General features: G+C 59.8%; 13 protein-coding genes. 4 read left to right on the plus strand and 9 right to left on the minus strand.

Translation table 11 applies throughout. The features are described from left to right. Window positions 1–264: 264 nt before the first annotated feature. Window positions 265–1,083 carry a 2,5-didehydrogluconate reductase DkgB gene (gene dkgB / locus QF043_RS18215; RefSeq protein WP_305459086.1) on the plus strand — a complete coding sequence of 273 codons (819 nt, stop codon included), beginning with the start codon at window positions 265–267 and terminating at the stop codon, window positions 1,081–1,083. Here the strand turns inward: dkgB and QF043_RS18220 are convergent. From QF043_RS18220 to QF043_RS18255, 8 genes are all read right to left on the minus strand, one after another. Next, complete coding sequence (locus QF043_RS18220; RefSeq protein WP_307419652.1) at window positions 1,080–1,502, minus strand: chemotaxis protein CheY; 423 nt, start codon at window positions 1,500–1,502, stop codon at window positions 1,080–1,082. The two genes, dkgB and QF043_RS18220, sit on opposite strands and share 4 nt — an antisense overlap. Before the next feature lie 134 nt (window positions 1,503–1,636). Continuing rightward, on the minus strand, window positions 1,637–5,263 hold the full coding sequence (locus QF043_RS18225) for a transporter substrate-binding domain-containing protein (protein WP_307419653.1): 3,627 nt from the start codon (window positions 5,261–5,263) through the stop codon (window positions 1,637–1,639). Window positions 5,264–5,269: 6 nt separating this feature from the next. Further along, complete coding sequence (locus QF043_RS18230) at window positions 5,270–5,917, minus strand: response regulator transcription factor (RefSeq protein WP_065911371.1); 648 nt, start codon at window positions 5,915–5,917, stop codon at window positions 5,270–5,272. 262 nt (window positions 5,918–6,179) lie between these two features. After that, window positions 6,180–6,896 (minus strand): MgtC/SapB family protein, encoded by a 717-nt coding sequence (locus QF043_RS18235; protein WP_056858056.1) that lies wholly within the window; start codon window positions 6,894–6,896, stop codon window positions 6,180–6,182. A gap of 578 nt (window positions 6,897–7,474) precedes the next feature. Further along, window positions 7,475–8,056, minus strand: a complete 582-nt coding sequence (locus tag QF043_RS18240) for a GNAT family N-acetyltransferase (RefSeq protein WP_307419654.1) — start codon at window positions 8,054–8,056, stop codon at window positions 7,475–7,477. A gap of 13 nt (window positions 8,057–8,069) precedes the next feature. After that, window positions 8,070–8,414: an FKBP-type peptidyl-prolyl cis-trans isomerase gene (locus QF043_RS18245; protein WP_307419655.1), complete on the minus strand. Its 345-nt coding sequence runs from the start codon at window positions 8,412–8,414 to the stop codon at window positions 8,070–8,072. Window positions 8,415–8,508: 94 nt separating this feature from the next. After that, a complete protein-coding gene (locus QF043_RS18250) occupies window positions 8,509–9,129 on the minus strand; it encodes a hypothetical protein (RefSeq protein ID WP_017138992.1) in 621 nt (206 codons plus the stop codon). Window positions 9,130–9,246: 117 nt separating this feature from the next. After that, window positions 9,247–10,215, minus strand: a complete 969-nt coding sequence (locus tag QF043_RS18255) for a hypothetical protein (RefSeq protein WP_307419656.1) — start codon at window positions 10,213–10,215, stop codon at window positions 9,247–9,249. Window positions 10,216–10,386: 171 nt separating this feature from the next. Here QF043_RS18255 and QF043_RS18260 point away from each other — a divergent pair, with 171 nt between their 5' ends. The 3 genes from QF043_RS18260 (at window position 10,387) to QF043_RS18270 (ending at window position 12,554) form a co-directional block, all read left to right on the plus strand. Beyond that, window positions 10,387–11,883: a helix-turn-helix transcriptional regulator gene (locus QF043_RS18260; protein ID WP_307419657.1), complete on the plus strand. Its 1,497-nt coding sequence runs from the start codon at window positions 10,387–10,389 to the stop codon at window positions 11,881–11,883. A 132-nt stretch (window positions 11,884–12,015) separates the two neighbouring features. After that, window positions 12,016–12,267, plus strand: coding sequence for a CsbD family protein (locus QF043_RS18265; protein WP_307419658.1), 252 nt, complete (start codon window positions 12,016–12,018; stop codon window positions 12,265–12,267). Window positions 12,268–12,281: 14 nt separating this feature from the next. Next, window positions 12,282–12,554 (plus strand): DUF1652 domain-containing protein, encoded by a 273-nt coding sequence (locus QF043_RS18270; RefSeq protein WP_307419659.1) that lies wholly within the window; start codon window positions 12,282–12,284, stop codon window positions 12,552–12,554. A gap of 119 nt (window positions 12,555–12,673) precedes the next feature. On the opposite strand, the gene QF043_RS18275 is transcribed toward QF043_RS18270, so the two are convergent. After that, entirely contained in the window at window positions 12,674–12,982 is a 309-nt protein-coding gene (locus QF043_RS18275; protein WP_056858063.1) for an RcnB family protein, read from the minus strand. Window positions 12,983–13,203 lie beyond the last annotated feature (221 nt).

The following is a 13,203-nucleotide window of genomic DNA, read 5'->3' on the forward strand; positions in this document are numbered from 1 at the left end:
GGCTGGCATAGAGCATTCTGGAATACCGCGCCGCACCCACTGCTGGCAAGTGAAGCCGCTAAGCGTCGGGTGGCAAAGTTGACCAACGGTCATGCGCACCCATGCTGCAGTGAACGAGCGTGCAAGGCACCGCCCCCTCGCCACAGCGAGGCCATGGGTATTCGTGACTTGTGGTTAAGAGTCCTTTTCGCAATGGGCGGTTTTTCCGAGTGAACGACGGGCGGATACTCGACTCCACTGTTTACACCTCTTCTGGAGTTACTGATGTCTACCCCAACCCCAAACGTCCCCGCCTTCGGCCTCGGCACCTTCCGCCTGCAAGGCCAGGTGGTGATCGATTCTGTGAGCACCGGCCTGGAACTGGGCTACCGCGTCATCGACACCGCGCAGATCTACGAGAACGAAGCCGATGTCGGCCAAGCCATTGCCGACAGTGGCATAGCGCGTGATGAACTGTTTATCACCAGCAAGATCTGGATCGCCAATTTCGCCGAAGGCCAGTTGATTGCGAGCCTGCGCGAAAGCCTGCGCAAACTCAAAACCGATTATCTCGACCTGACGCTGATCCACTGGCCATCGCCGGAAGACCAGGTGCCGGTCGCCGAATTCATGGGCCAGTTGCTGGAAGCCAAGCGCCTGGGCCTGACCCGCCAGATCGGCATTTCCAACTTCACCATTGACCTGATGAAGCAGGCAATCGCTGCGGTGGGTGCCGAGAACATCGCCACCAACCAGATCGAGCTGCACCCCTACCTGCAAAACCAGAAGGTTGTGGATTTCGCCACCGCCCAGGGTATCCAGATCACTTCGTACATGACCCTGGCCTACGGCGAAGTGCTCAAAGACCCGGTGATCCAGCAGATCGCCGAACGCCATCAAGCCACACCGGCGCAGGTCACGCTGGCCTGGGCCATGCAATTGGGTTACGCGGTGATCCCGTCGTCGACCAAACGCGCCAACCTGCAAAGCAATCTCGAGGCCCTGCACCTGACCTTGAGCGCAGCCGACATGGCGCAGATTGCAACCCTGGAGCGCGGCCACCGTTTGACCAGCCCCAAGGGCATTGCGCCGAAGTGGGACTAAACCCCGGCCAGCGGTTTGCGCGATAACTCCCGCAGCCATGGCAACACCCGCAGGCCCGTCGTGGCCTCGGGTGGGTCGATGATATCCATGAAGTGTTCAAGATTGACGTTGTCCGGCACACCCGGTAACCGCACCAGCACGGCAGACTTTGTACTCGTCGACCTGCCCAGGTCCTGATGGTCATAGAGCAGCACATGCCGCACCTGCGGCTGCGGCCCGCAAGCCTGCTGCGTCAGCCCCGCATTAATGATCAACACGTCGAAAGGTTCGGCCGGGATCGCGGTGAGTATCTGGACTTCCTGGTAGGTCTGCACCGGCACAATCCGGTGGTAACCCAATTGATTGAGCATTTTTTCGATATACAGTCGTTGCAGGTGTTGTTCATCGGCAATCAGGATGGTCAGTGCTTTGTTCGGCATGGCGAACCCCTGGGCTGGCAGCGCTCGTCAGTGAGCGTCACCCATTTTCCAGACATATACCGAAGACAAAATCAGGCATATTCCCCCTTCATGTAGGAGTTCTCCCAAATCCACCGAATCCCCCTCAACGGCGGTCAAAGCTGCTTGCAATAAGCGTCCATGCGCTGGTGCAAATCAGCAATCGCCGCGTCTATCGCTTTAACCGCCACGGCCAATGCACTGCGCTTCTGCCGCTCACACACCACCTCCAATGTTTCGCAACAGGCGATCAACGTCTCAGCCTTGACCATTCGCGCCCCTCCTTTGACGCGGTGCGCAAGTTCGTGCAGCTCGCCAAAACTGTGCTGGCGTAGGGGCAACGCCAATATCGCACGGTCCACCTTCAGGCTGTCGAGCAAAGCGCCCAAAAGCTCCTTGAGGGCGGCACTATCGTCCCCTGTTACGACGGTCAAAGCCTTCAAATCAAACCCTGGCTCAGCGTCGGGTGACCCAGGCGCGAGCGCATAGGCGCTCAGCGCCGAGCGCAAGTCCTCAAGCCCGGCAGGCTTGAACAGGCAACCATCCATGCCCGCCTGCCGGCAGCGCTCGGTTTCTTCGGGCTGGGCATTGGCGGTAAACCCCAGCAGCAGGCAGGCGTGCAAGCCTTGCTCATGCTCTTGCGCACGGATTTCACGCGCCAAGGCATAGCCATCCTTGAGGGGCATGTTGCAATCGGTGATCACCACATCGGGCCGCTGGGTTTGCCAGCGCTCAAAGCCCTGGACGCCGTCTTCGGCAGTGCTGATGCGGTGCCCCAGAAAGCTCAGTTGCCGGGCCAGCAGCAGGCGATTGGCCGGGTAGTCATCCACCACCAGAATGTCCAACACACGCACGGGCCGGGTGGGTGCCGGCGTGGCCGAAACCTCGTGTGTTATCGCCGTTGTCGTAGCCAATGTGAGTGCCACGTCCACCCGCGTCCCCTGCCCCAGCGTACTGCTCAACTGCAGTTTGCCCGCCATCATTTCGCACAGCGTGCGGCTGATCACCAACCCCAGGCCCGAACCGCTGCGCGCCGACTGCTCGGTGTTGCTGCCCTGGATAAACGGGTTGAACAGCCGCTGCTGGTCCTCGGCACTGATGCCTATGCCGGTGTCTTCTACCCACAAGGTGAGGTTCAATTGGCCGAGGTCCGATGCCAACCCGCAGCGCCCGCCCAAGCGCACCTGGCCCTGGTCGGTAAACTTGATGGCATTGCTCAGCAGGTTGGACACCACCTGCTTGAATCGCAACGGGTCGATCAACACCGCGCGATCCATTTGTGGGTCAAGCTCGACTTGCAGCGCCAGGCCCTTCGCGCGCGCCAACCCTTCAAATACCCGTGCCACCGACGTCAACAGTTCATGCAGGTTGGCCGGTTCAAGGGCCAATGACAGATGGCCGGACTCGATTCGGGCAATATCCAGAATGTCGCCGATCAGCTCCAGCATGCCATGGGAGGCCACCGAGGCCACTTCCAGGGCATCGCGGTCGGCACGCCCTTGTTCGGCGTTGGCCAGCGCCAGCTCAATCATGCCGATCACCGCATTCATGGGGGTGCGGATTTCGTGGCTCATGGTCGCCAGGAACGTGGTCTTGGCACGGTTGGCGGCGTCAGCTTCCTCCTTGGCCTCCTGCAACTGGCCCAGCAAGCGCTGGCGCTCGCTCACATCGACCCAGCCGGCAATCATGCCCACGACGTTCTCGTCGCCATCACGGTACGGCAGCATCCAGTGGTAAATGGTCAACACCTTGCCCGCAGGCAACCTGAGCACCCGATCATGAATCTGCGGCTCGCCCCGCTCCATCAAACGCAGATAATCCTCATGGAATGACTGGGCCTGCGGCGGGTTGCCGGTGTCGGTTTCGATCACTGTCTTGCCAATCACCGCTTCAAGCTTGAAGCCAAACACATCCAGGTAAGCGCTGTTGCAAGCCATAAGCCGGCCCTGGCGATCACGCACGTAGATGGGGTGAGGCGTACCGTCAATCAGCACGCCCATAAAGCGCATCTGGTCGCTCAACGCGCGTTCGGCCTGAGCGCGCTTGCGTATCAGGCTGCGCAGGTAAATCGCCCATCCCAGGGTGATCAGCAGCAATACCGCCGCCAGGCCGAACCCTTGGATAATCGTGCTGCGGTGGCGCAGCCAATGGTCTTCGATGATCACATCGGTGCGCCATTGGCTGATCAGTTCATCCATTTCCTGGGGCGGGATGCTCAGCAACGCCTTGTCCAGTATCGAGTACAGTTCCAGCTGACCCCGGTTGACCCCGAACGTCATACGCACGGGTTCAGAGCCGACGGTGCTGGTGACGTGCAAGCGGTCGCGGTACTCAAAAGCGATCAGGTAACGCGCATAGATCAGCGAACTGACGGCGCCCTCGGCACTGCCACTGGCTACCAGAGACATGGCATCCTTAGGGTTCTTCGCCTCCACAAACTGGATACCGGGATAGTCGCGATTGATGACTTCACGCAGCGCGTTGCCGCTGGGGATTGCCAGGCGTTTACCCAGCATATTCTCCAGCGTCATGGTGCCAGGCATGTCGGTGCGGGTGACCAGCACCAGCGGATTGGTCAAATAGGGCCGGGTAAAGCGCACCTGGTCAGAACCTTCGATGCTGGGCGTGACCACCGCCATCATGTCCGCCCGGCCCGAACGAACCGCCTCGATTTGCTGGGGCATCGCGCCCCCTGGGACCACATCGAACTTCAAGCCGGTGCGCAGGCTGATCCGGGATAAAACGTCCGCACTCAAGCCCTCTGATTGCCCCTGTGCCGTGAAGGATGCCAACGGCAGCATCTGGTCGGACGCCACCACCCTCACCCGTGGGTGTTTTTCCAGCCAGCGTTGCTCTCTGGTACTCAGGTGCAGTCGCTCAGCCCCCAGGACACCAAGATTGCCAGCACTCCAACGGCGCACGATATCCAGCTGCTGGTTAGTCGGGATCGACCTCAGCGCGCTGTTGATAATGCGCAGCAAGCGGATATTGTCGCGGCTCACCGCAAACGCAAAGGCGTTGGACTCCAAGGTAGAAAAGTCCGCCAGCTGTACATTGTTGAGGTGGTTGCGGTTGATCTGGTAGTGCGCGGTGATGGCATCTCCGAGGTAGACATCGGCACGGCCAAAGGCCACGGCGCCGATGGCTTCGAAGACCGACGCAAACAGCTCCAAATGGGCCTTGGGGTAAAACGCCTCGACCACATCGGGCGGCATATAGTGATAAAGCATTGCCACACGCTTGCCGGCCAGGTCTACACTCAGGGACTGGGTGTCTCCGGTACGGGTAACCAGGACGGGTTGATCATTGGCATAGGAGCGCGACAGGACGAGTTGTGGGTCACCCGCTTCAAACCCGTTGGCCGAACCCAGGAAGTCGATGGAGCCCTGCTTGAGCGCTTCGATCACCTCATCACGCGTGTCATAGCGGCGCACTTCAACGCTGACGTTAAGCGCCTGGGCAAGCAACTTGGCATAGTCGGCGGTGATACCTTCCAGTTCATCGTTGTTGTTGGTCAGTTCGAAAGGCCCGTAATCGGGCGCGGAAACCCCCATCCACAGGGTGCGCCGCTCACGCAGCCAGTGCCAGTCAGCGTCCCCCAGTACCACGGGCGCGTCATTCCCATCGAGGCTGGAATGCCCCAGCAACCGCAAGGTGTGCGGCTCATCAAGGGCAACAGCGAGCAGCGGCAGCAGGCTCATCGACACCATCAGGATGAACCGTCGAACCAGGGCCAGGATCATGTCGAATCAGATCAGATGATTGCGCTGGGCAAACTTGGCCATGTGCACCACAGAAGACATCCGCAACTTCTCCTTGAGTCGAGTCTTGTAGGTACTGATGGTCTTGTGGCTCAGCAGCATATCCAGGGCAATCTTGTTGTTGGTGTAACCCAACGCCAACATCCTCAATACGGCCAGTTCGCGATCCGAAAGCGAATGCACCAGTTCTTGCTCGGTGGCCTGCAAATCGTCACGGCGCACCGAACTGCTTGGCAGGCTGGGGAAACAGTTGTAGTTGGACATCACCGCCTTGATTGCTTTTTGCAGCTCTTCCAGCTCTCCGGTCTTGGCAACAAACCCCATGGCGCCGGCACGCATGCACCGGGTGGAAAAAAACTCCGGCGGATACGACGTCAATACCAGAATCTTGCAGGGCGCACCCAGCGCCTTGACGCGGGCGATCACCTCCAGCCCACCCAGTTTTGGAATGGCCAAGTCGAGAATAATCAAGACCGGGCACCATTCTCTAACCTTCTGAAGCGCGTCCGCCCCCGTGCCGGCCTCTTCAATGTCAGTGAAGCCTTCGCACTTGAGCAAATACCTGACAGTTGCCCGTATAAACGGATGGTCGTCCACGATTAATACTTTGTTCCCACTAACCGACGCTTTGCTCATATCACTACCCTGAGAAGAATAAGTACCCTTACACATCACGTGCGACACAGGTACCTGTGAGAAATGACAGTGCCGACCAGTGGCACTGCCTTCACTCAGGTGGCCTCTTCAATCGAAGTCATGCCGAGCACATGTAGCCGAACCGTGACCACCGGCTAGCTGCAAGTGCGCAACCTTAACAACGAAATAACGTATTGACCGAAGGGGGAATCCCAATCACATGTAGGACTTTTCCTCGCAAAACAGCGTTTGCGCACGCTTCTCAGTCGGTGGTGCTCGGGCTCCAGAACGCCTGCACGACCAGGCTCGATGTGGAAATACGCGCCACCAGCGCGTCCAATTCGTCACCGTCTACCGAGGTCGCGGCCAGGGTGGCCTCGATTTCCACTTCTTCGCTGCCGAACGGCCGCACATCAACGTCGCTGGCCGGGTAGTTGCAGCGCGCCAATTCGGCTTCCAGCAGCACCATCACCGCCTGTTGCTGGCTGCGCCGGGCGATGACATAGAGGATGTTGGTGACCTCCGCCGACACCACGTCCAGTGGCTGACGGTTGATGTTATTGACGATCGGCCGCAGCAAGGTGTTGGCCGCCAGCACAAACAGGGTGCCCAACAGCGCTTCAAGGATCAGGTCGGCCCCCGCACACGCCCCCACCGCCGCCGAAGCCCAGAGTGTGGCAGCCGTGTTGAGCCCACGCACGTTGCCTTCTTCGCGCATGATCACGCCAGCGCCCAAAAAGCCGATGCCCGACACCACGTACGCGACCACTCGCACCGCGCCCTCCGCGCCGCCCAGGCGGTTGGCCATGTCGACGAAGATCGCCGCGCCCACCGCCACCAGCACGTTGGTGCGCAAGCCCGCCGTGCGCTGGCGGTACTGGCGCTCGAAGCCGATCAAGCCACCGAGGATAAACGCCGCGGTGAGGCTGACCACGGTATCGACCAAGGAGTTGAGGTTGATGTTGTTGATTGCCTGCATAAGAAAAATCTCCATGACTGCTGCGCATGCCAGAAACCTTCGTGCAGGTACGACCGACTGCACCGCGCCCGTTGTAAAGGCACAGTCAGCTTGGCCCGCCCGCCGTAAAAGGCAGGCGCGTGCGTAGCATCCCAAATGATTTGAGGTGCTGGTCAGCGTCGATGAGAGGGATGCAGGCAGGTGCCAGGACTGGCCGCTGCCGGAATGCCGCTTCTCGCTTTTTGAGGCGAGACAACGGCATCAGGAAAAATGCGCGTTACCTTGCCAAGTAGGTGCCGGTTACCGAAACCGGCCGACGACTGTCGCTCGAACAAGTACCCACTGAGGGTCTCCGCTATTGATGAAAACGCGCGGAGTTTACCCCGCCGTTTTCGAGGGAGTAAACCGTAGGAGAATTTACCGATGGCGTTTGGATGGATCGTTCAGGGTGAGTTCAGCAACTGTTTTTTGGGTCACACCGAAGATCAACTGTGGGAGCTGGCTTGCCTGCGATGGCGCAGTGTCAGGCAATAAAACTCCAGCAGACATACCGCTTTCGCAGGCAAGCCAGCTCCCACAGGAACTGTGTACGTCTGTTATTACGGCATATCGGGCCGATCCCGCTCAACCCGTTTCAGGTAATCATGCAGTTGCCCGCCGGCGACGGGCTTGACCTGAATCGACACCCTGTTGACCTGCCGTCCCATCCTGATGCCTTCACGCGTGCGCACCTGCACATACCCAAGCTTGGGCCAGAAGCGCTCGGCCTTGGTATTGCCGACCACCACCGTCAACCGCAGCCACTGGGCACCGTTGCTCACCGCCCACGCTTCAAGATCGGCATGCAATTGTCGCGCGAACCCGGTGCCATGCAGGCGCGTATGCACCAGCAGCAAACCGATATGCCACACGCCGACGGCCAGCAAGTCGGCCGCGATGTTCACGACGGCGGCCAGTTGGTCCTGCGTATCGCGATAACCCAGCCAGTACATCCGGCTGCAACGCCAACCTGCCGGCAACTGACCCTGTAACTCTTCGTGCGCTTCGGTCGGTGTGGCCGGTTCACCATTGACCGCGATGAAATACTCGGGTGCCTGGTTAAAAAAACACTGCAGTTCGGCCGCGTCGCCGTCGTGCAGTTCAACCACTCGAATACCTTCGAGTGCGCAATCAACCTCCATGTTTACTTGCCCTTCAATCGTCGCGCGTCAGCACTTCCAGCAACTCGATTTCAAAACGCAGATTACTGTTGGGTTTGATATGCGCGCCCATCGAACGCTCGCCATAAGCCAGGTGTGCCGGCACGAAAAGCGTGCGCACGCCGCCGACCTGCATGCCCATCAAACCCAGGTCCCAGCCCTTGATCACACGCCCGGTGCCGATCACGCACTGGAACGGCTTACCGCGCTCCCAGGACGAATCGAACACGCTGCCGTCTTCGAGGGTGCCGGTGTATTGGGTGGTGATCAGCGCACCCTTGACCACGGCTTTGCCGGTGCCTTGGCGGGTGTCGGTGATCTGGAGTTCGTCGTTGCTCATGGGGCTCTCGTTGGATGGGTCAGGGCTGGGGTTTTCCCAGAATCGAGTGAGCTTGGCAAGTGCGCCCTCGCTACACCCTTATGCCGATCATTTATTACAACCAATGCCAGAACCGGCTCCAGAACCCGCGGCCCAGATCATCCTTGCAACGCGCATATTGCGCCGCGTACATCTGCGAGCGCGCCTGCACCTTGCTCGCCACCGGCGGCAGCCAGGCTTTGGCCGCATAGGTGCGCTGGCGATAGCCGCCCCAGCCTTCGTGGTAGTTCAGGTATTGGCCGTAGGCGTCGTATTTGTACACGCCGTTGATGGTGTAGGTCTTGTCCATGTACCAACCCACAAAGTCGATGGAGTCGTCGAAATCCTGACGGCTCGCACCGCTGCGGCCGGTGCTCTTGCGGTAGTCGTTCCACACCTCATCCTTGGCCTGGGAATAGCCTTCGGCGGTCGACACGCGCCCCCACGGGATAATCCATAGCAGGTATTTGCGCGGGGTCTTGGCATCCTGGCGGAAGCCCGACTCTTGATACATGATCGCGAACGGCACCTGGATCGGCACGCCCCAGCGCTTTTGCGTGACCTTGGCGGCGTCGTACCAGTCGTCTTTTTCACGAAAGATGCCGCAGATGTCGTTTGGCGTGCGTGGCGGTGAAGTACCGCACGCCGCCAGCAGTGAAGTGAGTAATAACAGCCCGACAGCTTTGCCTGCGCTCAAAGTGCACCTTTGCGTGATACGCGTAAAAAGCCGGTATTTTACGCATTCATTCGGGCGCAGGGGTGAGCGAGTTATCCCCAGCACCCACAGGCGGCATCCATGCCGCACATGCTCAGCTTAAGCCAACGGCACGCGACGCGTGGTCAGTGCGGTACGACCCACAAAGAAGCTCAACGCCGCACCCAACAGCAGCATGGCCAAGGTGCTCCAGGCTGCGCGGGACAGCTGTTTAGCCGCCACTTCACCGGCTTCACGGGCTTTCTGCTCGGCTTGCTGCTTGAGCTCATCAACCTTCTGCATGGCTTGCTGATAAGCCTGGGCATAGTTGTCGACGATCTGGGTGGCTTCAGCTTTGCTCTTGCCGGTACGGGCGGCCACGATGTTGACCAGCGCGTCTTTGTCCGCTGCATTCAACGCAGGCTCGCCTGAAGCTTTGACGCGTTCGAACCACTGGTTCAACTCATCACCGGCCTGGGCAGGGTTGGTCGCGGCGTCCTTGGCCGATTGCTTGCCGTCGGCGGCGGCCTGGTCGGTTTTCTGCTCGACGTTGGCCGGGTCCAGCTCAGGCTTGCCGCTCTGCTTGAGCAAGGTGTCGAGTTGGCCTTGCAGGCTGTTCCAATCGAGTTGAATGCCTTGCTCGTTCAACTGCTGCTTGATGCTATCGCCGATCCCAGGCGCAGCAGCGGCGATACCACTGCCGGCGGCAGACAAGCCTTTGCCCACCACATTACCGGCGGTGCCGACCACACTGGCGGCCAGACCAGCCAGCAGCCAAGTGGTGAGCAAGGTGGTAAAGGTCCAGGTCAGTACGCCGTGCAAGCCACCACGGTCCGGTGCAGTGCGCCCGGCCACAAAGGCGCCGAGGCCGACAGCCACCAGGGTGGAAACAAACAGCCAGATCCCTGCACCCGTGCCGAAGCCGCTCAGGGGGTTGCCCGCTTCCATCGGGTTGACGGCACTCGCGCCAATGGCCGTGCCCAGCACGCTGAGCACCAGGTAGGTCACCAGGGCAATTGCACTGCCGGCCAGCACAGAGCTCCAGGACACGCGAAACGGTGAACGGTTGGTTTCATAGACAGTTGTCATGATTAATCCTTTGAGTGGTTGACCGTTGCAGTCTGGCGAGCGCGTTGCCGGTCGTCCTCGCTCAAATGCACCAGAGTCTCTGGTGCATTCGCACCCCGCAATGGGCACTTTGTGTGCACTATCCTGATGCCTGGGTGTCGTACCCTTCATGCGCCCACTCCCGGAGAGACCATGACCCAGGACGTTCTTGCCAAAGAAACCAATCGCCGCCAATTGCAGCAGATCATCTCCGGATTATCGGACGGTGTGATCCTGGCCGAAGTCGATCAGACCATTCTGTGGGCCAACGAAGCCGCGCTGGCCATGCACGGGGTCAGTGAGGTCGAGCAGCTCGGCGCCAATACCGAGCAGTACGCCAAGCGCTTTGCCTTGCGCTATCGCAACAACCATCCCTTGCCGCTGGACAGCTACCCGCTCAGCCGAGTAGCAGCCGGTGAAGAATTCAGCGATGTGGTGGTGGAAGTCACCCCCGCCGACGACGAAGGCCGCAGTTGGGTGCACCGCTTGCGCAGCCTGGTGCTGACGGACGCTCACGGCGAACCGGAGCTGTTGGTGCTGATCCTCAGCGACGCCACCGAGTGGGCCAGCGCAGAACAACGCTTCGAGAAAACCTTCAACGCCAACCCGGCGCCCGCGGTGATCTGCCGCCTCAGCGACCTGCGCTACATTAAGGTCAACCAGGGTTTCCTGGAGATGACCGGTTACAACCGCGATCAGGTCATCGGCAAATCCGTCTATGAACTGGATGTACTGGAACACGCCGATCGCAAGGACCTCGCGATTCAGCGCCTGGGCGAAGGTGCGACCATCCCGCAGATGCAGGCTGAACTGCGCCTGCCCGAAGGCGGCAGCAAACTGGTGATCGTCGCCGGCCAGCCGTTGGACATGAACGAAGAAGACTGCATGCTGTTTTCCTTCACCGACCTGGAGCCACGGCGCAAGGCCGAAATCGCCCTGCGCCAGAGCGAAGAACGTTTCGCCAAATCCTTCCGCCTGACGCCGGTACCCACCCTGGTGTGCAACGCCGCCAACCGCCAAGTGGTGGATATCAACGAGGCGTTCATGAACATCACCGGCTACACCAGTGAAGAACTGATCGGCAAGAATGTTGAGGATATCAACTTCATCGACAGTGCCCCCGCCTGCACGCAGCTGTTCACTACCCTGGAAAACGCCGGCAATCTCGAAGGCCAGGACCTCAAGGTGCGCAAGAAAGGCAACGAGGTGATCGACTGCGTGGTCTCCGCCGACACAGTGATTATCGAGGACGTGCCCTGCTACCTGCTGGTGCTGATGAACATCACCGAACGCAAACGCTCGGAACTTGAGCTGGTGGCGGCCATTGAGGAAGTGATGCAGGACGCCTCCTGGTTCAGCCAGACCCTGATCGAGAAACTGGCCAACGCCAAGAGCGTCAACAGCCCCAACCTGCCGAACGTGGCCTTCACCGACCTCACCGCCCGTGAGCGTGATGTGCTGGGCCTGATCTGCGAAGGCCTGGCCGACAAAGAGATTGCCTCGCGCCTGAAACTTGCGCCCAACACGGTGCGTAACCATGTGGCCACGGTGTACTCCAAACTCGGCGTGCACAGCCGCAGCGCGGCCATTGTGTGGGCCAGGGAGCGTGGCTTGTTTGCCGGCGAACTGCGCATCAAAAGCAAACCATAGAGTGCAAATGCACTAGTGCGACCAGTGCAAATTCGCCTTATTCCATCGCAGCACGCTGCTTAACCTTGAAGAGTGGGCACAGGGCCTAGGGCCCCGTGCCGAAATGGTTTGATCTCTTCCAAGGAAAGCACGATGAAAAGCGAACAAGTCAAAGGCGCCGTAGAAAAGGTTGCCGGCAAGGCCCAGGGCTTTATCGGCGACCTCACCGGCGATGAACAATTGCAAGCTGATGGCGTGGCCCGCCAGGCCGCAGGTCAACTGCAGCAAACGTACGGCGATGCGCTGGACACTGTGAGTGATTTCGCCAAAAACAAACCCCTGGCTACCGTGGCTGTCGTCGCCGGTATCGGCCTGCTCGTGGGCCTGCTGCTGCGTCGTCGTTGAGGAGGCCGAGGCCCATGTTTACCCTCTCTCAATTGCGCAACTGCATCGAAGAAGGTTTGTCGCCGTTGACCTGCGAGTTCACCCTGTGCCGGGACGCGTCACTGACCCTCAAGGTCTACGACGCCGAGACCGGCCGGGTTGACCTGGTAGTCACCGGCATCAGCACCAACCGACTGCAGACCCCGGAAGAAGTAGCCAAGATGGTTGAAGAGTTGCGCTACGAACTGCAGAGCAACAACGTCGGCAAGCTCACGCTGGATGATTTTGCTTCAACGACGACCCAATAAAAATGCAGGTGGGCTGATATCCAGGCGGACCTGGATGAGGTCGAGGCCGACGTGATGGGTGAGGTAACGCGACCGGGATGGCCGGTTACCTTAATGCGTTAACGAGGAGAACACACCGATCAGCGCTTGACGGGAGTGATCTCGAGAATGGTGCCGTTGGTGGTTTTGAGCAGCACAAACTTGTCCCCCACCCGTGCCCATTGGCTGTCTGCCTCTGGCTGCTTGAGGCCACGTTTTTTCCAATCGCTGACCGCCGATTCCTTGCGCATCAGGATATCCGGGGCGCGGTCGCCCTCTTTCAAATCCCGCGTATTGATGCTCGAAGGCTGCACGGTTTCCTGAGGTGTATCACCGGCCTGCACGACAAAGCTGGCGGTGGACAGCCCAGCGGTGAGCAGCAGGCAAGCGGCTAGGGTCTTGGACTTCATGGGTGCTCCTTCAATGAATGATGCGTACCCAGGTTCCGACCGCAGGCGCATGGAATCATTCAAGTTGTCACACTCCCTGTGGCGAGGGAGCTTGCTCCCGCTGGGCTGCGCAGCAGCCCCAAAAAAGCTGGCCGAGTAACACCTGAACCAACGCGGTGGATCGATTGGGGCCGCTTCGCTGCCCAGCGGGAGCAAGCTCCCTCGCCACAAAAGCTTAGGCA

This window comes from Pseudomonas sp. W3I7 (genome assembly GCF_030816095.1).
GTDB lineage: Bacteria > Pseudomonadota > Gammaproteobacteria > Pseudomonadales > Pseudomonadaceae > Aquipseudomonas > Aquipseudomonas salomonii.